This window comes from Rhizobium cerradonense (assembly GCF_030182455.1).
Classification (GTDB): Bacteria; Pseudomonadota; Alphaproteobacteria; order Rhizobiales; family Rhizobiaceae; genus Rhizobium.
This window is the reverse complement of the sequence record NZ_JAQJCK010000015.1, coordinates 73,192-97,106: the sequence shown is the minus strand read 5'-3', so window position 1 is coordinate 97,106 and position 23,915 is coordinate 73,192. Positions and strand designations below refer to the sequence as shown.

General features: G+C 59.5%; 27 protein-coding genes. 9 read left to right on the top strand and 18 right to left on the bottom strand.

Features of this window, described 5'->3' with window-relative positions:
• Nucleotides 1–21: 21 nt before the first annotated feature.
• Nucleotides 22–750 carry an esterase family protein gene (locus PH547_RS26210; protein WP_285169822.1) on the bottom strand — a complete coding sequence of 243 codons (729 nt, stop codon included), beginning with the start codon at nucleotides 748–750 and terminating at the stop codon, nucleotides 22–24.
• On the bottom strand, nucleotides 747–1,706 hold the full coding sequence (locus PH547_RS26205) for an acetylxylan esterase (protein ID WP_285169821.1): 960 nt from the start codon (nucleotides 1,704–1,706) through the stop codon (nucleotides 747–749). Before PH547_RS26205 ends, PH547_RS26210 begins: the two co-directional genes overlap by 4 nt.
• A gap of 247 nt (nucleotides 1,707–1,953) precedes the next feature.
• Here PH547_RS26205 and groES point away from each other — a divergent pair, with 247 nt between their 5' ends.
• Both groES and groL read left to right on the top strand, forming a co-directional pair.
• Nucleotides 1,954–2,268 carry a co-chaperone GroES gene (gene groES, locus PH547_RS26200; protein ID WP_104827297.1) on the top strand — a complete coding sequence of 105 codons (315 nt, stop codon included), beginning with the start codon at nucleotides 1,954–1,956 and terminating at the stop codon, nucleotides 2,266–2,268.
• Between the two features lie 55 nt (nucleotides 2,269–2,323).
• Nucleotides 2,324–3,952 (top strand): chaperonin GroEL, encoded by a 1,629-nt coding sequence (gene groL, locus PH547_RS26195; protein WP_285169820.1) that lies wholly within the window; start codon nucleotides 2,324–2,326, stop codon nucleotides 3,950–3,952.
• Nucleotides 3,953–4,109: 157 nt separating this feature from the next.
• On the opposite strand, the gene PH547_RS26190 is transcribed toward groL, so the two are convergent.
• The 9 genes from PH547_RS26190 to PH547_RS26150 form a co-directional block, all read right to left on the bottom strand.
• Nucleotides 4,110–4,283, bottom strand: a complete 174-nt coding sequence (locus PH547_RS26190; protein ID WP_181316012.1) for a hypothetical protein — start codon at nucleotides 4,281–4,283, stop codon at nucleotides 4,110–4,112.
• A gap of 170 nt (nucleotides 4,284–4,453) precedes the next feature.
• Nucleotides 4,454–4,786, bottom strand: a complete 333-nt coding sequence (locus PH547_RS26185) for a cytochrome C oxidase subunit IV family protein (RefSeq protein ID WP_104827295.1) — start codon at nucleotides 4,784–4,786, stop codon at nucleotides 4,454–4,456.
• 10 nt (nucleotides 4,787–4,796) lie between these two features.
• Nucleotides 4,797–5,519 (bottom strand): heme-copper oxidase subunit III family protein, encoded by a 723-nt coding sequence (locus tag PH547_RS26180; protein ID WP_260304258.1) that lies wholly within the window; start codon nucleotides 5,517–5,519, stop codon nucleotides 4,797–4,799.
• A gap of 12 nt (nucleotides 5,520–5,531) precedes the next feature.
• Complete coding sequence (locus PH547_RS26175; protein ID WP_285169819.1) at nucleotides 5,532–6,239, bottom strand: cytochrome c oxidase subunit 3; 708 nt, start codon at nucleotides 6,237–6,239, stop codon at nucleotides 5,532–5,534.
• On the bottom strand, nucleotides 6,236–8,014 hold the full coding sequence (locus PH547_RS26170; protein WP_260304256.1) for a cytochrome c oxidase subunit I: 1,779 nt from the start codon (nucleotides 8,012–8,014) through the stop codon (nucleotides 6,236–6,238). The genes PH547_RS26175 and PH547_RS26170 overlap by 4 nt, the downstream gene beginning before the upstream one ends.
• Nucleotides 8,015–8,069: 55 nt before the next feature.
• Nucleotides 8,070–8,885 carry a cytochrome c oxidase subunit II gene (locus PH547_RS26165; protein ID WP_260304255.1) on the bottom strand — a complete coding sequence of 272 codons (816 nt, stop codon included), beginning with the start codon at nucleotides 8,883–8,885 and terminating at the stop codon, nucleotides 8,070–8,072.
• A 232-nt stretch (nucleotides 8,886–9,117) separates the two neighbouring features.
• Nucleotides 9,118–9,504 carry a c-type cytochrome gene (locus PH547_RS26160; protein WP_260304254.1) on the bottom strand — a complete coding sequence of 129 codons (387 nt, stop codon included), beginning with the start codon at nucleotides 9,502–9,504 and terminating at the stop codon, nucleotides 9,118–9,120.
• A gap of 103 nt (nucleotides 9,505–9,607) precedes the next feature.
• Nucleotides 9,608–10,423 carry a DUF2189 domain-containing protein gene (locus PH547_RS26155; protein WP_283051840.1) on the bottom strand — a complete coding sequence of 272 codons (816 nt, stop codon included), beginning with the start codon at nucleotides 10,421–10,423 and terminating at the stop codon, nucleotides 9,608–9,610.
• A 195-nt stretch (nucleotides 10,424–10,618) separates the two neighbouring features.
• On the bottom strand, nucleotides 10,619–10,927 hold the full coding sequence (locus tag PH547_RS26150; protein WP_104827288.1) for a hypothetical protein: 309 nt from the start codon (nucleotides 10,925–10,927) through the stop codon (nucleotides 10,619–10,621).
• Nucleotides 10,928–11,181: 254 nt separating this feature from the next.
• Between PH547_RS26150 and PH547_RS26145 the strand changes: the two genes are divergently transcribed.
• From PH547_RS26145 to PH547_RS26125, 5 genes are all read left to right on the top strand, one after another.
• On the top strand, nucleotides 11,182–11,631 hold the full coding sequence (locus PH547_RS26145; RefSeq protein WP_285169818.1) for an ester cyclase: 450 nt from the start codon (nucleotides 11,182–11,184) through the stop codon (nucleotides 11,629–11,631).
• Between the two features lie 132 nt (nucleotides 11,632–11,763).
• Entirely contained in the window at nucleotides 11,764–12,855 is a 1,092-nt protein-coding gene (gene ada / locus PH547_RS26140) for a bifunctional DNA-binding transcriptional regulator/O6-methylguanine-DNA methyltransferase Ada (protein ID WP_285169817.1), read from the top strand.
• An 84-nt stretch (nucleotides 12,856–12,939) separates the two neighbouring features.
• Entirely contained in the window at nucleotides 12,940–13,590 is a 651-nt protein-coding gene (locus tag PH547_RS26135; protein ID WP_285169816.1) for a hypothetical protein, read from the top strand.
• 107 nt (nucleotides 13,591–13,697) lie between these two features.
• Nucleotides 13,698–14,264 (top strand): methylated-DNA--[protein]-cysteine S-methyltransferase, encoded by a 567-nt coding sequence (locus tag PH547_RS26130; protein WP_285169815.1) that lies wholly within the window; start codon nucleotides 13,698–13,700, stop codon nucleotides 14,262–14,264.
• The gene (locus tag PH547_RS26125; RefSeq protein ID WP_285169814.1) at nucleotides 14,261–15,010 is read left to right on the top strand and encodes a 2OG-Fe(II) oxygenase; all 750 of its coding nucleotides are present in this window, start codon (nucleotides 14,261–14,263) and stop codon (nucleotides 15,008–15,010) included. Before PH547_RS26130 ends, PH547_RS26125 begins: the two co-directional genes overlap by 4 nt.
• Nucleotides 15,011–15,024: 14 nt before the next feature.
• Here PH547_RS26125 and PH547_RS26120 read toward each other — a convergent pair whose 3' ends face one another.
• The 6 genes from PH547_RS26120 to PH547_RS26095 all read right to left on the bottom strand — a co-directional run bounded on the left by PH547_RS26120 (nucleotide 15,025) and on the right by PH547_RS26095 (nucleotide 21,087).
• Nucleotides 15,025–16,098 carry an ABC transporter ATP-binding protein gene (locus tag PH547_RS26120; RefSeq protein ID WP_285169813.1) on the bottom strand — a complete coding sequence of 358 codons (1,074 nt, stop codon included), beginning with the start codon at nucleotides 16,096–16,098 and terminating at the stop codon, nucleotides 15,025–15,027.
• Entirely contained in the window at nucleotides 16,095–17,024 is a 930-nt protein-coding gene (locus PH547_RS26115) for a PfkB family carbohydrate kinase (protein ID WP_285169812.1), read from the bottom strand. Before PH547_RS26115 ends, PH547_RS26120 begins: the two co-directional genes overlap by 4 nt.
• Nucleotides 17,025–18,047, bottom strand: coding sequence for an SIS domain-containing protein (locus PH547_RS26110; RefSeq protein ID WP_285169811.1), 1,023 nt, complete (start codon nucleotides 18,045–18,047; stop codon nucleotides 17,025–17,027). It abuts the gene before it with no gap.
• The gene (locus PH547_RS26105) at nucleotides 18,044–18,889 is read right to left on the bottom strand and encodes a carbohydrate ABC transporter permease (protein ID WP_285169810.1); all 846 of its coding nucleotides are present in this window, start codon (nucleotides 18,887–18,889) and stop codon (nucleotides 18,044–18,046) included. Before PH547_RS26105 ends, PH547_RS26110 begins: the two co-directional genes overlap by 4 nt.
• A complete protein-coding gene (locus tag PH547_RS26100) occupies nucleotides 18,889–19,773 on the bottom strand; it encodes a carbohydrate ABC transporter permease (protein ID WP_260304243.1) in 885 nt (294 codons plus the stop codon). The genes PH547_RS26105 and PH547_RS26100 overlap by 1 nt, the downstream gene beginning before the upstream one ends.
• 75 nt (nucleotides 19,774–19,848) lie before the next feature.
• Nucleotides 19,849–21,087: an extracellular solute-binding protein gene (locus tag PH547_RS26095; RefSeq protein WP_285169809.1), complete on the bottom strand. Its 1,239-nt coding sequence runs from the start codon at nucleotides 21,085–21,087 to the stop codon at nucleotides 19,849–19,851.
• Nucleotides 21,088–21,308: 221 nt separating this feature from the next.
• On the opposite strand from PH547_RS26095, the gene PH547_RS26090 reads away from it, so the two are divergent.
• Together PH547_RS26090 and PH547_RS26085 are read left to right on the top strand one after the other, a co-directional pair.
• Entirely contained in the window at nucleotides 21,309–22,508 is a 1,200-nt protein-coding gene (locus PH547_RS26090) for an ROK family transcriptional regulator (protein ID WP_285169808.1), read from the top strand.
• A 116-nt stretch (nucleotides 22,509–22,624) separates the two neighbouring features.
• Complete coding sequence (locus PH547_RS26085) at nucleotides 22,625–22,792, top strand: hypothetical protein (protein WP_260304240.1); 168 nt, start codon at nucleotides 22,625–22,627, stop codon at nucleotides 22,790–22,792.
• A 107-nt stretch (nucleotides 22,793–22,899) separates the two neighbouring features.
• Here the strand turns inward: PH547_RS26085 and PH547_RS26080 are convergent, their stop codons facing one another.
• Nucleotides 22,900–23,811, bottom strand: a complete 912-nt coding sequence (locus PH547_RS26080; protein WP_260305252.1) for a hypothetical protein — start codon at nucleotides 23,809–23,811, stop codon at nucleotides 22,900–22,902.
• Nucleotides 23,812–23,915 lie beyond the last annotated feature (104 nt).

Here is a 23,915-nt window from a genome sequence, read left to right as displayed (position 1 = left end):
GGCCGCTGCTCTGGCCGGTCGTCAAATGTACAGCGCCGCCATTTTACGCCAGGCACCGGCCCGATGGGCACGCCCGCCCCAGACATACAGTTGATGTCCGACCTGTTTGTCGACGAGAAGCCGGCTCAGGTGGCGGTTGTTGTCGAGGAAGGGATCGGCGTCCCCGATGGTGAGGACGATGTCGATCTGGCGCAGCCTTTCAAGCTGCCACTCGCAGGCAAGCCCTGGAAGGAAGTGCATCGGCGTGTGAAAATAGATATCGTCGTCGTAGTAACCCTCGAAGAGATCGCCAAAGGATTCGACCTTCATCGTCAGATCGTAACGGCCTGAAAAGGCAACCAGCTTGCGAAAGAGGTGAGGGTGGCGAAAGACGAGGCTGGCGGCCTGGAAAGCGCCGAGGCTGCAGCCGTGTACGATGGTGCAGTCATGAGGGTTTTTCTGCGCCATCAGCGGCAGAACTTCGTTCAGAATATATTCCTCGAACGCGGCATGCCGGCGAATGCGCTCGGCCGGATGGTGCCGGGATCCGTAAAAGGTCTCAGTGGCCAGACCCTCTATACAGTAGAGCTGCAGATAACCGGCCTGTAATTTGTCGGCAAGGCTGGCAACGACGCCAAGCTGCTCATACTCCCAGAAACGCCCGTCCCTCGTCGGAAACATCAATACCTTGGCGCCGGCGTGGCCGAACACCAATAGCTCCATCTCTCGATGCAGGCGCTGGCTGTACCAGCGCAGGTATTCCCGATTCATGGCACCTTGAAAAATCGTCGGACTTTTTCATGAAGGAGCGCATTCTGCTCGCTGCTGCCAACATAATCGAAATGGCCAGCGTCGAGGATGAAGATTTCGTTAAATTTTGCCAACGAATTCGCGACAGCGAATTGGCAAGGCGGTGCCACCGCCGGATCGAAGAGTGCCGGAGCGACGAGCATCGGAACCTTGATGCGGGCAGCCGCGCTCGCCGCATCGAACAGGCGCAAGGTCTCAAGCACGCTTCCGTGCTTCTTCTGGTACGCCTGGACGGATTGCGCGCTGCCGATTGTCGGTAAGGTCATCCACAGCGATCGGTGCCCGAAGGTCGGCACCACGAGATGCCCGCGATCGATCCGGGTATCGAAAGGGATCGCCAGCGCCCCGATACCGCCGCCGAAGCTGATGCCGCTATAGCCGATATGCCCGGCAAGCCAGGGATAAAGGGCAACAAGCGTCGAGACGGCAAGCCACAGATCGTCGACGCAGCCGCCGATAATGTAGGAATCCGGCTTTTCGATACCGTAGAGAACATGCCCGCCAGGATCGTTCGGAATCGGCGGATGAGCGCTGAGGGACAGCCCGCGAAAGCAAGGGAATAATACGGCCGTATCTTTCACCGGCAAATCGAAGTCAGGCAGATCTCGCCCGCCATAGCCGTGCCCGACGACGAGGCCGCGCCGCACCGGCCCATCACGGGGAAGAAGCAGCCAGCCGCCGATCTGAAACGCGCCGGTCGATGTGTAGGTCATGTCGAGAACATGCCAGTCGGGATGTTCGATTTTGCTGCGAAGGAGTTTCGGCTGAGGATCGACCGCAGTCGCGCGCCGATACCGCTCGGTCCAAAAATCGTCGAAACCCGGCGCCGCCTCCGGCGGTTCGATCGCGAGGAGCTGTTTAAGCTTCATGCCATAGGTTGGATCGAAGGCGAAAGGATGTGTCGTTGGAACGCTCATGTGATGCTTGTCCCGTGAAAGAATGGGCGAAGCAAGGCCGGAACGTTCGTAATACTGACAAAACCTCTTTCGATCGCATTAGCAGTCGAAGATATAGAGTGCTAAAATCTTGCTCGTCTCCTTGAAAACGCGGTTTCCGGAGCCAGATCAAATTTCACCGGAAGCTGGAGGGCTTCAGCACCTATCCGGACGGTTGTCCGGCCCGGTCAAGGGGCATTGATCATCATCGTTTGCCATGGAGGAGAACATGACGTTCCGACCGCTTCACGATCGCATCCTCGTTCGCCGTGTCGAGTCTGAAGAAAAGACCAAGGGCGGCATCATCATCCCCGACACCGCCAAGGAGAAGCCGCAGGAAGGCGAAGTCATTGCCGTCGGTCCCGGGGCTCGCAATGAGGCCGGTCAGATCCAGCCGCTCGATGTCAAGGCGGGAGACCGCATCCTGTTCGGAAAATGGTCCGGCACCGAGATCAAGATCGACAATGAAGACCTGCTGATCATGAAGGAAAGCGACGTTTTAGGTATCATCGACGTCCAAGCGGCAGACCAGAGGGCCGCCTGAGCCGTTTTCTTTCAAGCATTAGTCAAAACTGTGCCGCCTATGGAGGAGTAAAAAAATGGCTGCCAAAGAAGTCAAATTTCACACCGATGCTCGTGAACGCATGATGAAGGGGGTGGATATTCTCGCCAATGCGGTCAAGGTGACGCTCGGTCCGAAGGGTCGTAACGTCGTCATCGACAAGTCCTTCGGCGCCCCGCGCATCACCAAGGATGGTGTCACCGTCGCCAAGGAAGTCGAACTGGAAGACAAGTTCGAAAACATGGGCGCCCAGATGCTGCGAGAAGTCGCCTCCAGAACAAGCGATATCGCCGGTGATGGCACGACGACCGCAACCGTTCTCGCCCAGGCCATCGTTCGCGAAGGCGCCAAGGCGGTCGCCTCTGGCATGAACCCGATGGACCTGAAGCGCGGTATCGACCTTGCCGTCGACGCCGTCGTCAGGGAACTGAAGACCAATGCCCGCAAGATATCCAACAATTCCGAGATCGTTCAGGTCGGCACCATCTCCGCCAATGGCGACCCGGAAATCGGACGCTATCTCGCCCAAGCGATGGAAAAGGTCGGTAATGAAGGTGTCATTACTGTTGAAGAAGCCAAGACTGCGGAAACCGAACTCGAGGTCGTTGAAGGCATGCAGTTCGACCGCGGCTACCTCAGCCCCTACTTCGTGACCAACCCGGAAAAGATGCGGGTGGAGTTGGAAGATCCTTATATCCTGATCCACGAGAAGAAGCTCTCCAATCTTCAAGCCATGCTGCCGATCCTGGAGGCTGTGGTGCAATCCAGCAACCCGCTTCTGATCATTGCCGAGGATGTCGAAGGCGAAGCGCTTGCGACGCTCGTCGTCAACAAGCTGCGCGGCGGCCTGAAGATCGCCGCCGTCAAGGCTCCTGGCTTCGGCGATCGCCGCAAGGCCATGCTGGAAGACATTGCCATCCTGACGGGCGGCACCGTCATTTCCGAAGACCTCGGCATCAAGCTGGAAAGCGTCACGCTGAATATGCTCGGCCGTTCCAAGAAGGTGATGATCGAAAAGGAGAACACCACCATCATCGATGGAGCCGGAGCGAAGAGCGAGATCGATGGGCGTGTCACGCAGATCCGTGCCCAGATCGAAGAAACTACCTCCGACTACGACCGCGAAAAGCTGCAGGAACGCCTTGCCAAGCTCGCCGGCGGCGTCGCCGTCATCCGCGTTGGCGGCTCGACCGAAATCGAGGTGAGGGAAAAGAAGGATCGCGTCGACGACGCTTTGCATGCGACACGCGCCGCCGTTGAGGAAGGTATCCTGCCAGGTGGTGGCGTGGCGCTGCTGCGCGCCGTCAAATCGCTCGACGGGCTGAAGGCAGAAAATGACGACCAGCGCGTCGGTGTCGAGATCGTCCGCCGCGCAATCGAAGCGCCTGTCCGCCAGATTGCCGAGAACTCGGGCGCCGAGGGCTCAATCATCGTCGGCAAGCTGCGCGAAAATGCCGATTTCTCGTTCGGCTGGAACGCTCAAACCAACGAATATGGCGATCTCTACGCCATGGGCGTGATCGACCCAGCCAAGGTGGTGCGCACGGCGCTGCAGGATGCAGCCTCCATTGCGGGGCTATTGGTGACGACAGAAGCGATGATCGCAGAGAAGCCGAAGAAGGACTCCGCACCGGCCTTGCCCCCCGGCGCCGGAATGGACTTCTGAGAATTCCGAGGGTGGCTCGCCCGCTCGGGCGGGCCATCGTCGCGGAGATTGACGAAGACGCTCGGACAAACGTTTGGCTCTGTCCGGGACTTTGTATGCCTATGCTCTTGGCGCCTCGGGGAGGTTGGGCGCTATGCTGGTCTGACTTATAATGGAACTAGTTGCTTCCATCGTTCTTGCGCGCTTTGGCGCTGTCATTGCTGGATGACGAGATTGTCTTGCCGTCAGGCTGCTGACCAAAATAGGTTCCGCCTAGATGGCCACCGGCGCTGGTGTTTTTTACTTGTCGTTCGGCTCGCTTCTGGAGCTTGTGAACGTCGCTTTTGCTCATTTTTTGTCTCCATTGTTCAAGTCGTACGTTGGAACAACTGAGACAGGCGGGATGGGTTCCCCAGATTTTCGAGATCGAAATCTTCAAAAGGTTGTGCGAGGAAGGGCGAGAACCGGCAAGTCCGCTCCTCGCTACCGGCTCCACTATCGGCAATATGGCCGCTTCATCCCCTATTGGCCGGCGCCGAAAAAGGCGAGCCGGTTAAGCGCCGTATAGTGCGATTCCGATACCATCAGAGCGACGAAGACAAGCACCAGGACCGGCGGAACCAGGATGGCGTAGATCAACGCCAGCCGTTCCCAGGCCATGTGCATGAAGACGGCGACGATCAGCCCCGCCTTCAGGATCATGAACAGCAGGATCAGAAACCATCGGAAATAGCCCTGAATGCCGAGATAGTCGACGAGATAGGAGAAGGTGCTGAGGACGAAAAGCAGCCCCCAGACCACCATGTAAAGCCGTATCGGATGCTGCTGCCCGGAATGTGCCTGCGTCTGTGCCATGATGCCATCCTCACCACAGATAGAAGAATGCAAAAATGAAGACCCAGACCAGATCGACGAAGTGCCAATAAAGCCCCATGATCTCGACGATTTCATAATGACCCTTGCGGCTGGTGAAAAACCCGCGTCTTCCTTGATCGAAATCTCCCCGCCATACCTTGCGAGCCATGATCAGGAGAAAAAGGACGCCGATCGAGACGTGGGTGCCGTGAAAGCCGGTGATCATGAAAAAGGACGAACCGAACTGCGCCGCACCCCATGGGTTTCCCCATGGGCGGACGCCCTCCGTAATCAGTTTGGTCCATTCGAATGCCTGCATTCCGACGAATGTCGCGCCAAGGGCTGCCGTCACCAGCATCAGCACAGCCGTCTTGCGGCGATCATGGCGGTATCCGAAGTTGACGGCCATGGCCATCGTGCCGCTGCTGCTGATGAGGACGAAGGTCATGATGGCGATCAGGATCAGCGGGATTTCCTGGCCGCCGATCTTGAGCGCGAAAACCTCGCTGGGATTGGGCCAGGGGACGTTGGTCGACATGCGCGCCGTCATGTAGGCCAGCAAAAAACACCCAAAAATGAAGGTGTCGCTCAGGAGGAAGATCCACATCATCGCCTTGCCCCAGGAGACGTTCTTGAACGCCCGCTGGTCCGATGACAGATCGGCCGCGACGCCGCGCAATCCCGCTGGCCGCAGAAGTGGATCGTGTACCGGTCTTTCTATGGATTCGGTCATCGTCGAAGCTCCTCAGGTGACCAATTGACGGCAGAGATCGGCGAAACTGTTTGCCCAGCCGGCGAAGAGCGCAAAAAGAACCAGCCAGACAACGAGCATGAAATGCCAGTAGATGGCGCAGAGATCCACGCTCAGGCGGATTCTCGCCGGCGCGCGGTTGGCGGCTTGGGCGCGGATTGTCGTCCGTCCGAGCACGAAAAGGCCGCCTAGAATGTGCAGGCCGTGCAGCCCGGTGATCATGTAGAAGAAACTGTTCGATGGGTTGTCCGCAAGGAAGTAGCCGGCCGCAACCAATTGCCGCCATGCCAGAAGCTGCCCGGCAAGGAAGAGCACAGCCAGCACGAACGCCACGGCTAGCGCCGTGTTCAGCATCTCGCTGCGCCCAAGACGGGCTTCGGTTTTTGCCCATTGCAGTGCGACGCTGCTGGCGGCAAGCGCGGCGGTATTCACCCAAAGCAGCCGAGGGATCGGGATGCTCCACCAATCGGAGCCGCTGAGGCGTGTAAGATAGGCACTGATGAGGAGCGTGAACAAGGCGCCGACGACGGCGAGAAAGATGCCGAGGCCGACTTTCGCCGCTGTCGCCGGCGATCCCCGCATCTCCGGCGCATCGCCTGCCAAACCCGTCTCCAGCCAGGGCTTCGAGGTCAGCCGCTGCCGCGCCATCCACCACGCGATGATGCCGAAAAGCCCAGCCATGAAGATGAGAATGGCGCTCATGACGGCGCCCTTTCGGGCAATCTGCTCGGCGCCGGCTGGTTCTGCGGCAGGAAGTCCTGATCCGCGCCGGGGACGCTGTAGTCATACGGCCAGCGGTAGACGATCGGCAGCTCCTTGCCCCAATTTCCGTGCGCAGGCGGCGTCTGCGGCGTCTGCCATTCCAATGTCGTTGCCCGCCACGGATTGCCGCCCGCCTGCCGACCCCAGCGAAGGCTCCAGGCGAGATTGAATAGGAACAGAAGCTGAGCAGCGCCGACGATCAGTGCGGCGACGGTGATGAACATGTTCAGCGTATGCGCCGACGGTGGAATGAAGGCCGTTTCGCCCAGTTCGTAATAGCGGCGCGGCACGCCCATCAGGCCGAGATAGTGCATCGGGAAGAAGATCGCATAGGCGCCGAGGAAGGTGATCCAGAAGTGGATATGGCCCATCGTTACGTTCAGCATGCGCCCGGTGATTTTCGGATACCAATGATGGATTGCGCCGAAGATCACCAGGATCGGCGCGACCCCCATCACCATATGGAAATGGGCAACGACGAACATTGTGTCGGACAGCGGCACGTCGACGACGACATTGCCGAGAAAGAGGCCGGTCAGCCCGCCATTGATGAATGTGACGATAAAGGCCAGGGCAAACAGCATCGGCAATGTCAGATGGATATCGCCGCGCCAGAGCGTCAGCACCCAGTTATAGACCTTGATCGCCGTCGGAATGGCGATGATCAAGGTGGTCGTTGCGAAAAAGAACCCGAAGTTCGGATTCATGCCGCTGACATACATATGATGCGCCCATACGATGAAGCTCAGCGCGGCAATGATGACGATCGCCCAGACCATCATCCTGTAGCCGAAGATGTTCTTGCGGGCATGGGTGCTGATCAGATCCGAGACGATGCCGAAGGCGGGAAGCGCGACGATATAGACCTCCGGATGACCGAAGAACCAAAAGAGATGCTGGAACAGGATGGGGCTGCCGCCCGCTTGCTGCAACTGCTGGCCCATCTCGACGATGGCGGGCATGAAGAAGCTCGTACCGAGCAAGCGGTCGAACAGCATCATGACGGCGGCGACGAAAAGTGCCGGGAAGGCGAGAAGCGCCATCACGGTTGCGGTGAATATGCCCCATACCGTCAGGGGCATCCGCATCAGTGTCATGCCGCGGGTGCGTCCCTGCAGCACGGTGACGACATAGTTCAGCCCGCCCATGGTAAAGCCGATAATGAAGAGGATCAGCGACGAGAGCATCAGGACGATGCCCCAGTCACGCCCTCCAGGCGTACCCGATAGAAGAGCCTGTGGCGGATACAACGTCCAGCCGGCGCCGGTCGGCCCGCCGGGCGCGAAGAAACCGACGACCAGCACGATGACCGCAAGCAGATAGAGCCAGTAGCTCAGCATGTTCGCGTAAGGAAACACCATATCGCGGGCGCCGAGCATCAATGGGATCAGATAGTTGCCGAATCCGCCGAGGAACAGCGCCGTCAGCAGGTAGATCACCATGATCATGCCGTGCATGGTGATGAACTGATAATAATGCTCCGCGTCGATGAAGGAGAAATAGCCGGGAAAGCCGAGCTGCAGGCGCATCAGCCAGGACAGCACCAGCGCCACCATGCCGATCGAAATGGCGGTCAGGGAATACTGAATGGCGATGATCTTGGCATCCTGACTGAAGACATATCTCGTCCACCAGCTTTTCGGATGATAAAGCTCCACATCCTCGACTTCAGCGGGCTGGATGACCTGCTCGGTGCCGGACCCAATATCGACCATATTCCATCCTCCCTATTCCTCCGACGCGGCCTTCCTCCTCAAGTGCCGATGGCACTTACTTGGCCGTCGACTTTTCCACGGACGCCAGCGATTTCGCGAAAGTCGGCTGCTGCTGCAGCCAGGCTTGATAGGCGGTATCGGTATCGACGACGACCGTGCCGCGCATCTGCGGATGACCGACGCCGCATAATTCCGCGCAAAGAACTTCGAAGGTTCCCGTCCGTGTTGGTGTGAACCAGTAATAGGTCACCGTACCGGGAATCATGTCCATCTTGGCCCGGAATTCCGGTACGTAGAAATCGTGCAGAACGTCGATCGAACGCAGAAGCATCTTGACCGGCTTGCCGGCGGGGATGTGCAGCTCGCCACCTTCGACGATGACGTCGTCCAGTCCCGCGGGATCGCTCTTGTTCAAGCCGAGCGGGTTGTCCGGGGTCACATCGCGCGTGTTCGCCCGCCCGAGCTTTCCGTCCGCGCCCGGCAGCCGGAAGCTCCATTGCCATTGCTGACTGACGACTTCGACCTCGCTGGCATCGGGCGGCACCGTGACGAACTGTTTCCACACGAACAAGCCCGGCGCGAGCATTGCTGCCACGCCGATTGCCGTTCCGGCGGCGAGCCACCATTCCAACCGCTTGTTTTCGGGCTGGTATGCCGCCCGGTTTCCGGCGCGGTGCCTGAAGCGGAGCACGCAATAGGCGATGAACAACACGACGACCGTGAAAACCACACCGGTGATCCAGAACGTGATGACGATCGTGTTGTCGATATAGCTCCAATTGGACGCGATCGGCGTCCACCACCAAGGGCTCAGCAGATGGAACCCGATCGATCCCACCACCAGCAGAACGAGAATCAATACGACAGCCATCGTCTCCTCCCTGACCCGGCCGCGAACGTTTCCACAATCTCATCGCGAAACGTTTTAGTATTATCTCATGAACAAATCACCCGGGCAATTGCGGCAAAGGTAGTGGTGATCCAGCCGAACCGCACGCAGCATACCCACGCCGCGGACCGGAAGGGGACATGCCGTATTGAACCGAACTCCCGCCGATCCGACCGGCGACGCAGAAAACAGCTCGTCCATATCAGGCATCTCGCTATTTGGAGTATTGCTTCAGATAGGCGATCAGATTGGTAATCTCGGTATCGTCCTTCAGGCCGACGAAGGTCATTTTCGTGCCCTTCACCTTCGCCTGGGGGGCGTGCAAATAGTCGCGGAGCGTCGTCTCGCTCCACACCAGGCCGCCCTTGCCCGCCTCTTGCATGGCCGGCGAATAGGCGAAATTCGGGTGTGTTCCGGCCGTCCTGCCGAACAGGCCGTTCAGCGACGGGCCGACCTTGTTCTGGTCCGTTTCGGCTACATGGCAGATGGCGCATTTCTTGAAGACGGTGGCGCCTGCCGTGGCATCACCCTCCTGCGCGAGGGCATCAAATGAAAAAGGAATGGCGAAAAGCAGACAGATCGGAAGAAAGCGGTAAGACATGGCAATCCTCATTCTCTTCATCGCTATCCCAACCAAGGCGACTGTCATCTGGCAAGTCGCAACGGCTTGGAGGATGATGCCGGAGTAAATTTCCTTTGCGAATTCAAGGCGTGCGGTTCGGGTAGGCGGGGGCAATCAATTTTCGATACAGGTGCCAGGTCGAATGCCCGAGGATAGGCATGACGACTGCAAGGCCGGCAAAGATCGGGATGGTGCCGACGACGAGCAATGCCGCGACGATCAATCCCCAAAGGGCGACCGGTCCTGGATTGGCAAGGGTTGCGCGTATGCTTGCGTCGATGGCTGCAACAGCGCCGATATCCCGGTCCAGCAGCAACGGGAAGGTCACCACCGTCGTCGCCAAAACAATGATTGCGAAGATAAAACCGGCTAGGTTTCCCCACAGCATCAGCGAGAAACCGCGCGGGGTCGTCAGCACGTCCGATAAAAAAGTGGAGATCGAGGTCAGACCGGCCTCATCGAAGGTCATGGCGTAGATGAGCTGTGCGACGATCAGCCAGGCGACGAAAAGCACGAGCAACATGAGGCCGACCGCAATGATCGACGGCAGCGCCGGCGAGTGGCGAACCTCCAAGGCATGATGCCAGGAACTATCCAGTCCCTGCTCACGGCGTCGACTGATCTCATAGAGACCGATGGCCGCGATCGGACCAATTAGAGCAAAGCCCGACATCAAGGGATAAAGCAGCGGCAGCAGGTCGGCACCGGAGCTCCACATGACCAGAAAGATGCCTGCTATCGGGTACATAAGACAGAGAAAAACATAATGGGATGGTTTCTCTCTGAAGTCATCAAGTCCCGACCTCAGTGCGTCCATAAGGTCCGCGATACCAATCTTGCGGACCTCGGGGCGCGTAAATTCGCCCTTCGCACCGGCCATGACATGGAACGCCGCCATAGCACTCTCCTCCTCCACCACGATCCGGTTGGCGGTGCGAAGGCGCCCGGCAAATTTTTACCGACACGTCAAACCGCAACCGGTAGTCTAGTTTTATCAAATCTAAATGCCTTTGTCGCCTATTCCTTAAATTAGATGTTCGTCATTTCTTGCAGCACTGGCGCGGCGACGATGCGTGCCGCTGCATGCGCCTAGTCACGGGCGCAGATCGGTGCTGGAGCGGCAAACCCAAATGGCGCAATTCCGCTGGTCCCTCGATGGCACAGAACTTCGTTCGCCGAAGCCGTTGCCAAGGCAAACATCGGAATTGGCAACGGCGCGATCATAAAGCAGGGCACCGGAACCCCGCGCCGACGGATATTGCAGGATGACCGAGCGGTTTGCCTGAACGAAGGATTGAATTTCGGAACACGACCTTGAGGCCGTTTGCAGCCGCTGGATAGCGGATGCCGGAGAGGCTGCGAAGATCGCGAATGCGACAAGCGTGGTGATTTGAGCTTTCATCTGCGTTCTCCCTCTGTAACAGGCGAACTTTCCCACCGATCCGGTCGGCCGGCACCCCGTTCCTTGCTTTCAAACTCAAGCATCTCTCTTTACGTGTCGTCTGTCATCATGCGCGGCCGTAAAGCACGCGTTGGACGGATTCGATTGCGGAGCAAGAACCGGAGTTTTGACGCTGGCGGATCGGCCTATCCCTTTGCTCAGGTCGTCGATCGAGATCGATGATCCCCAATGGATACATCAAAAAGGAACTTCACATGAGCAAAGAAGAGGACAACAAGGCCATCGTCGTGCGCTGGTTCACTGAATTCTGGGGTGAGACCTGCAACCTGTCCGTCGTCGCCGACCTCGCCGCACCGGACATGCTGTTGAAATATTCGCTGCATGAGCCGCGTCGCGGTCATGACGACATCAGGGACTTCATGATCGGTTTCCGCGCGGCATTCCCGGATCTCAATTTCTGGGGCACCGCCGACCTCATTGCCGAAGGCGACTATGTCGTCGGCCAGTGGGAAGGTGGCGGCACGCATACCGGTCCGGCGTTTTCCGACTTTCTGGTCGGATCGCTGCCGACTGCGACCGGACGCAAGATGCACTTCACCGGCACCACGATCCTGCGCATCGAGAATGGCAAGATCGCCGAGGAAATCGGCCTCGACGACGGTGTGACCGCGCTCACGCAGCTCGGCCTCATCAAGGTCGCCTGATGGCAGGTCGCCGCCCATTTTTCGGGCGGCGACCTTCGGATAATCTCCGCTCACGCAGGAATCGGGTGGCTGCGCGGTTCTTCCGCTGCCAAGAATGATGTTCTGACTCTGGATCGCACAGGGACGAACGACATGACCGTGATGCCCATAAACCGGACAGCTTTTACACAAACGGCAGTGGCCGATGATCCGCGCTGGGCACGTATCGTCGCCCGCGACCGAACCGCCGATGGCCATCTCTGGTATTCGGTGGCAACGACCGGTGTCTATTGCCGGCCCTCCTGTCCATCGCGAACCGCAAACCCCAAGAACGTGCAACTGCATGATTCACTCCAGGCCGCCAAAGCGACTGGCTTTCGCCCCTGCAAGCGATGCAAGCCGGATGGTCTTTCCTCAGACGGTGAGAATACCGCCATCATTGCGCGCGTTTGCCGATTGATCGAAGAGAGTGAGGAAGAACCGTCCTTGCACCAGCTCGCAGAGGCGGCCGGACGTAGTGCCAGTCATTTCCATCGGCTGTTCAAATCGGCGACCGGCTTGACGCCCAAGGATTACGCCTCGGCGCACCGCGCGGCGAAAGTCCGTGAAGGCCTTGCGAACGGCAACAGCGTGACCGAGGCGATCTACGATGCCGGGTTCAATTCGAGCGGCCGCTTTTACGAGAAATCCACCGATATGCTCGGAATGACGCCGACCCAGTATCGATCGGGAGGTACCAACGAAGATATCCGTTTCGCCGTCGGTCAGTCGTCGCTGGGCGCGATCCTGGTTGCGTCGAGCCGGAAAGGCGTGGCGTCCATTCTCCTCGGCAGCGACCCGGACGCGCTGGTGCGCGATCTTCAGGATCGTTTCCCCAACGCCAACCTGATTGGCGCCGACGGTGACTACGAAGCCCTTGTGGCGCGTGTCGTCGGCCTCGTGGAGGCGCCACGTCTTGGGATCGACTTGCCGCTCGACGTTCGCGGTACGGCATTTCAACAGCGGGTTTGGCAGGCGCTTCGGGAAATCCCGGTTGGCCGAACCGTCTCCTACATGGAAATCGCCCGCCGGATCGGTTTGCCCAAGGCGGTGCGCGCCGTCGCCGGAGCGTGCGCGGCCAACAAACTGGCAGTCGCAATCCCATGCCATAGGGTGGTGCGGAACGATGGTTCGCTTTCCGGCTATGCCTGGGGAGTCGAGCGAAAACGCGTTCTGCTTGACCGTGAAGCGACTGAAGGCCGTTGAGAACCCGATGAGCATTTTTCCGCATCGCGGTGTCATACGGCGATATCTCTGGCGCACGCCACGCGAGCGAGGCACTATTCCGACATGAGTGCTCCCCTTCAGAATCGCGTCACCCCCTTCGGCGATATCGTGGCGATTTCGCAACGGGGACTGTTCACCGGAAACCGCGGCATCATCCACGATCCGGCGACCAAAACGCTGCTGAACAAACGCTGGTCGAGCAAGGCATGGCTGGTTTGCACTTGCGAATACAAAGACCGCCGCCGCGATGTCATGGCCAACAGGAGCTGGACCGAACTGTTCTTTCTGGACGAAGCGGTGGCGCTGGCCGCCGGTCATCGCCCGTGTTTCTTCTGCCGGCGTGATGCGGCCAAGGCATTTCGCGCGGCATGGGCCGGCGCGAGAGGGCAGGCTGAACCCTCGGTTGCCGTTATGGACGCTGTCCTGCACGGCGAACGCATGGACCGCAGGCGAAAACGGATCCATCCGCTTCCGGAGTCACTCCCCGACCTGCCGGACGGTACGGTTGTCGTCGCATCCGGTTCGGCCTGCATGATCGCCGGTGGCCACGCTTATCGCTGGACCGAGCATGGCTATGAGCCGCCGCAGGCGCTCAGGCACGCCGAAGGCATGTTGACGCCGCCCTCCACCTTCATGGCCCTGCAGGCCGGCTATCGGCCGATCCTTCATCCGATGATCGGGACATTGCGATCGGATCGGCACCACCGAAAATGAATTGTTTTTCCCACGGCCGAGAAACTTGCTGATTTGAAAGCAAGGACCGGAGTGAGGAGGAATGGCCGCGGCTCTATGGTCATCAGAAAGATCATGGAGTTAAGCCAATGAACGTCATCAACATGGAAACCGCCTCGCGGCCCAAGCTCTCGACGAAGAGCGTAGAAGCTTCAAACGATATCGCCTATTCGATCGGCGATAGTGAATTGGGCAAAATTCTCGTTGCTCGCAGCGCCCTCGGCGTCTGTGCTATCCTGATCGCGTCGGATGGTGAGGAACTGACCGAGGATCTCGCCGCCTGCTTTCCGACGAGCAAACTGATCTCAAACGAAGCGCGCCTCCGCGACGATATCGACAAGGTTGTTCGGTTTATCGAGAGACCGGATGCCGGGCTTGATCTGCCGCTCGACATGCGGCGCGGCACACCGTTCCAACGCCGGGTGTGGGATGCCCTTCGGGCAATCCCCTGCGGGGCCATGGTCACCTACGCTGCGCTTGCCCGACGCATCGGTAAGCCGGAGGCCGTTCGCGCCGTCGCCAGTGCTTGCGCGGCAAACGCGGTCGCCTTGGGCATACCTTGCCATCGGGTCGTTCGCAGCAATGGTACGTTGTCCGGCTATCGCTGGGGCATCGAACGAAAGCGCGCTCTCATCGAGAAGGAAGCCAAGTCGTGAACGCTCATTCGAAGCTCAATCCATCGGCCTCCGCGGCACGTTCCGCAGAGGCGCGTGTCGCCGCGTATAACTGGCAGAAGCTATCAGAGGAGCTGAGCGGGTTTGGCTGCGCTATCATGGAAAAGCTTTTGTCGCCCGAGGAGTGCCGGGAGATTGCCGGCCTTTATCCGCAGGAAGAGCGTTTTCGCAGCCATATTCACATGGCGCGGCATGGCTTCGGCAAAGGAGAATACCGCTATTTCAAATATCCGCTGCCCAATCTGCTTGGCGATTTGCGCACCGCGCTTTATCCGCGGCTGGCCGAGGTTGCCAACGACTGGAACGGCCGCATGGACATCGATCAGCGTTACCCCGCAGATCATGCGGACTTCCTCAAGCAATGTCATGATGCGGGCCAGACGCGGCCGACGCCGCTGCTGCTGCAATATGTCCCAGGCGATTTCAATTGCCTGCATCAGGATCTCTACGGCGACCTCGCATTCCCGCTACAGGTGGCGATCCTGCTTTCCGAACCGGGGAGGGATTTCACAGGCGGCGAGTTCGTTCTGACGGAACAGCGTCCGCGGATGCAAAGTCGCGCCGAGGTGGTGCCGCTGCGCCAGGGTGATGCGGTGGCCTTCGCGGTCCACAATCGTCCGGTCCAGGGCTCCAAGGGGAATTACCGCGTCAACCTCCGGCATGGCGTCAGCCGTCTTCGTTCAGGCATGCGCCATACCGTCGGCATCATTTTTCACGACGCAAAATAGCGGGTCCATCTGGCCTATCGAAGGCAGCTAAGCCCGGTTTCCGCGTCGAAAAGATGTATCGCTTCATCGCCGAAGAATAGCGTGAGCTTGCCATTGTGGTCGATTGGCGTGCGGGGAGGGAGGCAAGCCGTCAGTCGCTGATCTCCGGCGATGGCGGTGACGACGAGTTCGGGCCCGGTCAGCTCCGCAATTTCAGGCATGGCTTCGATCCATAAAGCGGCTTGTTCCAGGCGCAATGCCTCCGGCCGTATGCCGAGAACAAGTTGTTGGCCTTCTTTGACTTTGCCTTTGAAGCGTTCGGGGAGCGGCAGGCAAGTGCCTGCGCCTTGCAACTGCAATCCTTCGGGGCGAACCGTGGTCTTCAAGAGGTTCATCGGCGGCACGCCGACGAAGGTCGCCACATAGAGCGTTGCGGGACTGTTGTAGATTTCCTCCGGCGTACCCAATTGTTCGATCCGTCCGTCCCGCATGACGGCGATCCGGGTGGCGAGCGTCATCGCCTCGATCTGATCGTGGGTGACGTAGACCACCGTGGTCTTCAGCATCTGATGAAGACGCTTGAGTTCCGTGCGCATTTCCATGCGCAGCTTGGCGTCAAGGTTCGAAAGCGGCTCATCGAAAAGGAAGACTTCCGGCTTGCGCACGAGCGCGCGGCCGATCGCAACACGCTGCCGCTGGCCGCCGGAAAGCTGGCTTGGCTTTCGCTCCAGCAGATTTTCGATCTGAAGCAGTTTGGCGGCCTCGCGCACCGCCTTGTCGCGCTCTGCCGCCGGCACTTTGCGCATCTCAAGACCGAAGCCGATGTTGCGGTGGACCGTCAAGTTTGGATAGAGCGCATAGGATTGGAACACCATGGCGATATCGCGGTCCTTGGGATGCACGCCAAGTACCGAGCGCGTGCCAATCCGCACATCGCCGCTGGTCGCCTCGGCAAGACCGGCGATGATGTTCAGCAGCGTGGACTTGCCGCAGCCGGAAGAGCCGAGCAGCACCAGGAATTCGCCGCTTTCCAGCGCGATATCAATGCCCTTCAGCGTTTCGACCTGGCCGTATGTCTTGCGGATATTCTGGATCTCGAGCGCGCTCATCGTGCGGCCTCCTTGGTAGCCTTGAGCTCGCCATAGCTGCGGGGAAGGGTGGAAATGGCGCGCGATGCGACCTCCGTTCCCGCAGCCAAACAGGTGGAAAGCGCTTCGCCGCGGGCAAGCGCGGCTAGAAATGCAGCATTGAAGACGTCGCCGGCGCCGATCGTATCCACGACTTTCACCTGAGGTGCAGGGACCACAACGAGTGCGCCGTCTCTGCCGATGGCAATCGCGCCATCGGGGCCGCGTTTGACGACGACGATCGCTCCGTCCGGCATATGCGAGCGAAGATGGCGCGCGGCGTCTGCAGGGTCGTCCAGACCCGCGAGCGTGGTCGATTCCACCTCATTCAACAGGGCAATACCGCAGCGCGACAGCCAGCCGCGCGTGGCGGCGCAATTTTCATCCGTCCAGCCATCGAGCGGCCATCCGGTGTCGAGTGCGACCGTGATCCGGTGCTTGTCGGCCCAGGCGAACAATGCATCGTAATCCCCCGTCAGGTCGTCGGTCAGGAAGGGGCCGCAGAGAAGGACGTAACCGCCGGAAAGCGTTGATCCGTCAAGAACGGCAAAGACATCAGCAAGACTGAGACGTGGCAGGTGGCCGCGCGTCGTGAAGAACGTCCGCTCGCCGTCCGGATGGGTGATCCCAACCGAAAGCGTCGTGCCCTCTGGTCGCACCGGCCATTTCGCAGCCCGTTCGCCGAAGGCTTCGCTCAGCCAGCGGCCGAACTGATCATTGCCGACATTGGCCGCGATCTCGAAGTTGACGCCCATTCCTTCCCAGGCAAGCGCGCTATTCCCCGCCGCGCCGCCGACACGAAGCTCGTCATGGTCGACAATGATCTCTGTGCCCGCCTTCGGCCAAGGTGCGGCCGGCCCAAGGATCAAGTCGACATTGACATTGCCGATGACTGCAAGCGGCTTCATTCATTCACTCCGCGTAATTTTCGTCGAGCGGACGGGCGTTCCGGCATTGTCGACGCGGGCTTCGGCAAAGGCGATCATCAGCCGTTGCGCGACGGGCAGCATCGCGAAGATTGCTGCAAGGCCGGTCGCCGGCTCGAAGCGAAGCGTCACTGCTCCCGCCACCGGCTCCTCGCCGGATGCATCAAAGACGACGGTCGACGCACCGGTTTCGACAGCGGAAACGATCATCGCGGTGACGAGGCCTGCCGTATTGTCGCGCCCGCGGAACAGAACGACGCCAATGTTTGGCCCGAGCATTTCCATCGGTCCGTGCCGAAGCTGTCCGCCTTCGAGCGAAAAGCACGGGCGACGGGATAGCTCAGTCAAACCGAGCGCAAGCGCTTCGGCGACGCCCTGCAATCTGCGACCGGACGTCACGATCGTTTCGACATTCGCGAGTGCGGCGAGTGCGGCCGCGATATTGACGTCCTGAGGCGCTTTCAGCACGGCAAGTGCGGCCGCCGGGTCTTCGCCAAGCGCGGCAAGGACGGCGAGATGCAGGGCGAAGGTGACGGTCAGGCTGCGGGTGGCGGCAAAGGCCAGTTCCGTGCCGCCCGCGCCGACCAAGGACGGCGCAGCCTTTGCCAGGAAAGAGTTGCCTTCGAGCGTTAGCCCGAATGTCTCGTCCGAGCCGCCGGTCTCGTTGAACCAACGAACCACTTCGGCGCTTTCGCCGGATTGCGAGGTTACGAAGATCGTCCGCCCCTCCAACGACAAGGGCTGGCCGAGTTGTTCGGAGAGCGGCGCTGCGATCGCATCGATGCCCAAAGCGCGATAAAGCGGTTCCACCGCGCGGTTCACCGCATGCGATCCTCCCATGCCGAGAAGCATGAGCTTACCCGTTTTCTTCAGCGAGGCGGACGCTTTGGCGGCCATTTCGCTACCGCCTTCGTAGGACGCGATGGCGTCTGCATGCTGGCGTGCCATTTCGCGATCGATCGCAACAAGCCCTGTCGGTCGTGTCTTTTGTCCGGTCATGGTCATCCCTTGACGCCGCCGCTTGTCAGCCCCGAGATCAGGGCACGTTGCATGACGAGACCGACCAGCACCGGCGGCAGGGCGGCAAGCACACCGGCGGTCGCAATCAGTCCGTAATCGGATACACGTCCGCCCGCCAAATCGGCGATGGCGACGGTCAGAGTCTTCGCACGCTGATCCGAAGTGAAAAGCAGCGCATAGAAGAATTCATCCCAGGCCAGCAGGAACGCGAAGAGCGCCGATGTCGCGATGACCGGCATGGCAAGCGGCAGCGTGATGATCTTCAGCGTCTGGAAGAGGCCGGCACCGTCGATCATGGCGGCGGATTCGATTTCTTTCGGAATGGAGTCGAAACCGGATTTCATGAGCCAGGTCGTGAACGGAGCGAGGATCGTGAGATAGATGAGCGCAAGCCCGAAGACATTGTTGAGCATGCCGAGATAGGCAAGGCCCATATAGAGCGGCACGGCGAGCGCGACCGGCGGGAGCATGTAGGTGGCGATCACCAGGGAGAGCGACCAGCCGACGGACGGAGTGCGCGATACCGCCCAGCCCGCCGGAATGGCAAGCGCGATAGCCGCGATCGTTGCCATGGCGGCGATTTCGATGCTGTTGCGCAGCGAGGAGGTGAAGGCGGCGCCGGTGCTATTCTCGATCGTCGAGAACAGCAACCGGTAGCGGGAAAAATCGGCCGTCTGCGGCCACCAGCGCAGCGGTTTCGCTGCGAGATCAGCGGCCGGCGAGATGCTCATGACGAACAGCCAGAGGATCGGGGCGAGGATGACAGCGGCCAGCAGCACGGCCGCGACGTAGATGAAGATGGTGAAGATCGGGTTCCTGCGCTCCATCAGGCAGCACTCCCCACTGTCTTGCGCACCAATGCGGCATAGCCGGCGGCGAGCACGGTCACCAGCAGCGTTACCATCAGCGCCAGCGACGCGCCGGACCCGGCCCGCTGAAAGGAGAAAGCCTCCTGATAGACCAGGATCGACAATGTGCGCGTGCTATTTGCCGGACCGCCGCGCGTCATGACCCAGATGATATCGAAGACCTTGAAGGCTTCGATGGTTCGCAGCACCAGCGCCACCATCAGCGGTCCCGCGAGATAGGGCAGGATCACAAAGCGAAAGCGGGCGATCGGTCCGGCGCCGTCGACCAGCGAGGCGGCGGTGATATCGCGCGGAACCGCCTGCAGCGCCGCCAGTGCAATCAGCGCGACGAGAGGAAAGTTCTTCCAGCAATCTGCGACGATCAATGCCGAAAGTGCGGTGCCGGGTTCTCCCAGCCAGGAGCGATAGGCGTCGATCAGGCCGAGCTGCGTCAGCGCCGCGTTCAAGGCGCCATATTCCGGATTGTAGATCAGCCGCCAGAGTGTCGCGTTCACGACGGTCGGCAGAGCCCAAGGCAGGATCATCAATGCGCGAAGCGCAGTGCGGCCGCGGAATTCCTGATTGAGCAGCAATGCGGCTAGCACGCCGATCACCATCTCGGCGGCAACGGAAATGATCGCAAACAAGGCGGTCGTGACGAGGGTCCGCTGGAAATTCGAACCGGAGATCATCTTCGTGTAGTTCTCGATCCCGACGAAACTGCCTTCGGTGCCGACGAGCTTGGCATCGGTGAAGGAGAGACGGACGGTATCCACCAGGGGCCATCCGATGACGGCGATCATCACCACGAGGAGCGGCAGCATCAAAAGCCACGCGCGGGTTGTCATCCAGGTGCCGGACATTTTTAGGCCACCCTTTTTATTTGTCGGACCGGATTGGAAACGGGCGGCGCTTTGCGTCGCCCGTTGGCGGCGATCTTAGAGACCGCTGTTGTCGGCAGCCGACTTCAACGCATCTTCCGGCGAGGACTGGCCGAGCAGCGATTCCTGGATCGCCTGCTGAAGTGCTGTCGAAAGCTCCTGATATTTCGGCGTCGTCGGGCGCGGGTACATGGCTGCAAGGCCGACCTTTGCTGCCGCGATCAGTTCTTCCTGTCCCTTGGTGACAGCCGGATCCACATAGGAGGATGCCCAGATCGGCAGGCTGAGCTTGGCGTACTGGTTCTGTGTCGCCTGCGAGGTCATGAAGCTGATGTATTTCCAGGCTTCGTCCGGATGCTTGCTCGCGGAGGTGATGCCGAGGCCCATCGAACCGTTCACGGCAGAGGCATCGCTCTTACCTGCAACGCCCGGCGCCGGCACGACACCGACCTTGCCGGCCACTTTGCTGTCCTTCGGATCGTTCGCCATGTTGTACATGTAGGTCCAGTTCAGCGCGAAAGCGGCATCGCCGTTTTCAAAGACCTTGCGGACATCTTCCTCCAGGAATTCCTTGGAGTTCGGATTGGTAAGGCCGGACTTGTAGCTCGAAACCATGTATTTCAGGGCGTCAAGGCCTCCACCGGTCTGGAAGGCTGGCTTGCCGTCCTTCAGGAAATCACCCTTGTACGCGCTGACGAGTGTCGTGTAGTCGCAGATCGCGGCTTCGGCCTGCGACCAGCTCCAGGCGATCGGCGTTGCGAGCAGGCCCTTGTCCTTGATGGCCTTTGCCTGTTCGGTCAGCTCGTCCCAGGTCTTCGGCGGGGTCTTGATGCCGGCCTTTTCCAGGATCTCCTTGTTGTAGAACAGATATTTCGTATCGAGAATCCACGGCATGCCGAAATATTTGCCGTCGTACTGAACGGTGGTCCAGGCGCCGGGCAGCACGCCCTTCTTCATGTCGTCGGTGATGCGAGAGGACACGTCGACGAGCACTTTGTTCGTGGCATATTCGGCGGGCCAGATCACGTCGAAGAGGACGACGTCATAACCGCCGCCGGAGCCCTGTGCCAGCACGGTCTTGTCGTGCAGGCCCTCATAGGGAACGAATTCGAGATTGACCTTGATATCGGGATTAGCCTTGGTGAAGGCATCGGTCATGGCGCGCACGTCGGCTTCGCTATAGGCGGCCTGGGCCATGAAAAGTGCGTTGATCGTCGTTTCGGCAAATGCATGCGATGCGAAGGATGCGCCGATCAGCGCGGCTCCGAACAACGTCTTGCTTATGGATTTCAACATTCCACCCTCCAGTTTTTGACTGTCACGTCGTTTCCGATGGCGGCTTGCGTCGCGATCGGTTGTTGAGAAGGCAGCCGGTGTCGGATGCCTGATCTCTTCGGATCATCGTCGGGCCTTTGTCGGCCCTTTGTTCCCACGAAACTCTCCGGTTTCTTATTAAGTCAATTGTCTTGACTTAATTACTTCTTCAATATTCTACTGGTGTCAAGAGGGAATTGCACATGAACGATACGCGCCCGATCCGCGCTAAGAGCGGCACCAATCATGAAGGCACCAGCGCCCATAACCGGCGAGTTATGATCGATGCATTGCGCATCAATGGAGCGCTTTCACGGGCGGATCTGGCGCGCGCGACGCGGCTAACGAAGCAGACGGTTTCCAACATCATCGACGAACTGGAACGCGACGGCCTAGTGACATCGCAGCAGACGGTCCGCAGGGGGCGTGGGCAGCCTTCGACGCCCTATGTTCTGGTCCCGGAAGGTGCATTTGCGATCGGCCTGCAAATCGACCGGCACATGACGAGAGCAATTGCCGTCGATCTCATTGGAAATGTGCTGATCCGGCTGGAGGCGAAGCTTCCCTCGGGTGGACCGGCGACGGGCGCAAAGGTCGTACTCGATCTTGTTGCTGATGTCCGGCAGCGATTGGCGGAGGTCGCGACGCAATCCGAGCAGCGGCTAGTCGGCCTCGGTGCGGCGATGCCAGGCCCCTTCGGCCTAGCCGGCAACGGCGACGATCCCTGGATGATGGAGGCATGGCAGAAGTTTCCGTTGCTTGAAACCCTCGCCGTCGGCACCGGCCTCGACGTCAGTATCCAAAACGACGCCGCCGCGGCGACGATTGCCGAACGAATGGTCGGCGCGGCGCACGGGCTGGATCACGCGGTTTGCCTCTATGTCGGCTACGGCATCGGTGCCGGCCTCATTCTTGGCGGCGAGCTCTATACCGGCGCGAACGGCAATGCCGGCGAAATCGGGATGGCCTTGCTTACGGTCGGAGGCAAGTCGACCCCGCTCGAGCATCGCGCGTCGCTCGCTTCACTCTATCAATATCTGTCTCTCGATCCGGCCGATCCGGAGCTTTATGCCAAGATCCATGATCTGGTATCGGCCGATGATCGCAGGATCGTTGAATGGATCGAAGCAGCCGCCTACGACCTCAGATGGAGCGTGCATTTGATCGAAACCATCTTCGATCCGCAGACCGTCATCTTATGCGGCAGCGCACCGCGCATTTTGGTGGACCGGCTCATTGCGGCCATGGGGCCGTTGCTGCCATCGATCGCCGAGCGTCGGGATCGTACGGTTGCGCGCCTGCAGATCGGGATGGCCGACCCTTGGTCCGTCGCACTCGGAGCAGCCGCCGGACCGATCAGCCGGGAATTCGATCCCCGCTATGCTGCAATTTTGAAAGACTAAGCATCCACAGCTTTAATCGATTAAAATAAATTCAATCGTTTAAACTTTTTAATGCTGTGATTTACAAAGCATTTCTCCCGTGGCATTCAAAGATCATCAACGTCAGGGAGAACTCGATGCAAGAGCGTGAAACGGTGCGGAAGGAAATACCCGTGCATGTGGTCGATCGTCTGGAAAACGAGTGGCGGGTGATGCAGGCCGAGCGCTCGCCGAAGCTCGAGCCGGAGATTGAGGGAGCCGATAAGATCGCCTCCGCACCGGCCAACGGCCTCAGCACACGCTAAGCACCACCGCGCATAGCTGCGTCGATCCTCAGGGTGGGCAGACTCCATCTTAAATGCTTTGCGCTTGGGATCCGAACCGGTCGGGTCCCGTTTGGCCTCCCATTCCTTTATGCGGACTTTGCGAGCGCATAAGAAAGAGGCTCTTCGTCAGACAGAGCTGAATGATCCGGCTGGTCGAGGACCGCTTGGCTGACGGTGTCGACGATCGCGTATTTCTCCGCCTGATAGTTCCAGTATTCCGAGACGAAGTTTCGGGAGAGCCAGAAGCTGCTTTTGCCCGGAGCGCCGGCCCAGCCGACGCTTCCGAGTTCTGTCGCCTGCTTCAAGAGCCGCTTCAGGTGAGTACTCGAAATCATGAACTGGCTCTGGATGACCTTCGGCGAGATGGGGTCGATCAGGACCCTGTCTGAGCCTGGATCAATCTTGCTGATTCGGGAGATGAGATAGTCCATCACGACGCCGCCGGAGGTCGCCCAGTTGAACAGAGCGAAAGTTACTCCGGGATTCTGCAGGCTTTCGCTATCCAGGATCATCTTGGCGATCTTCGGCTGCATTCGCAGCACCGAAGCGGGATCGGCGGTCGTCCTCGCCATCCTGTCGCCGCCGTCCAGGGCATCCAGAACCAGCAGATGCGTGTAGATCCAGCGGGCCATATATTCGCGGGTCGTTTCGGTGGGCTCAAGCAAGATGATGCGGCGGTCGGAACCGCCGGCGATCGGCCGAACGAAGCGGTAAGCAATCATTTCCTTCAGGAATGCCGCCGCCGTATTGCGGCTTGCAATCTTATGCTTGACCGCGAAATCGACAAACCTGCCGGTGTAGAGCGCCGGGGTGGGATCATCCGGATAGCCGAGAAAGAGAGCATAGCCAGCATGCGCCAGAAGCCATCTTTGCTGCGCGGCAAAGATCGAGGCTATGCGCGGATTCTCGTCGTAGATCGCCATCAGTTCATGCGCGCTATGCAATATAGCGGACAGAAAATGTTCATTTTGACTGAGTTCTTTTGCCGTGAAGGCCATAAGTGCCAACATTCTTTCAATAATTCAGGATCGGCCGGATCATCGGCTCGATATTTAATTAATGGTATTCTTTAAATACCAAAGTTTTGTTTGGCTTGTCGACC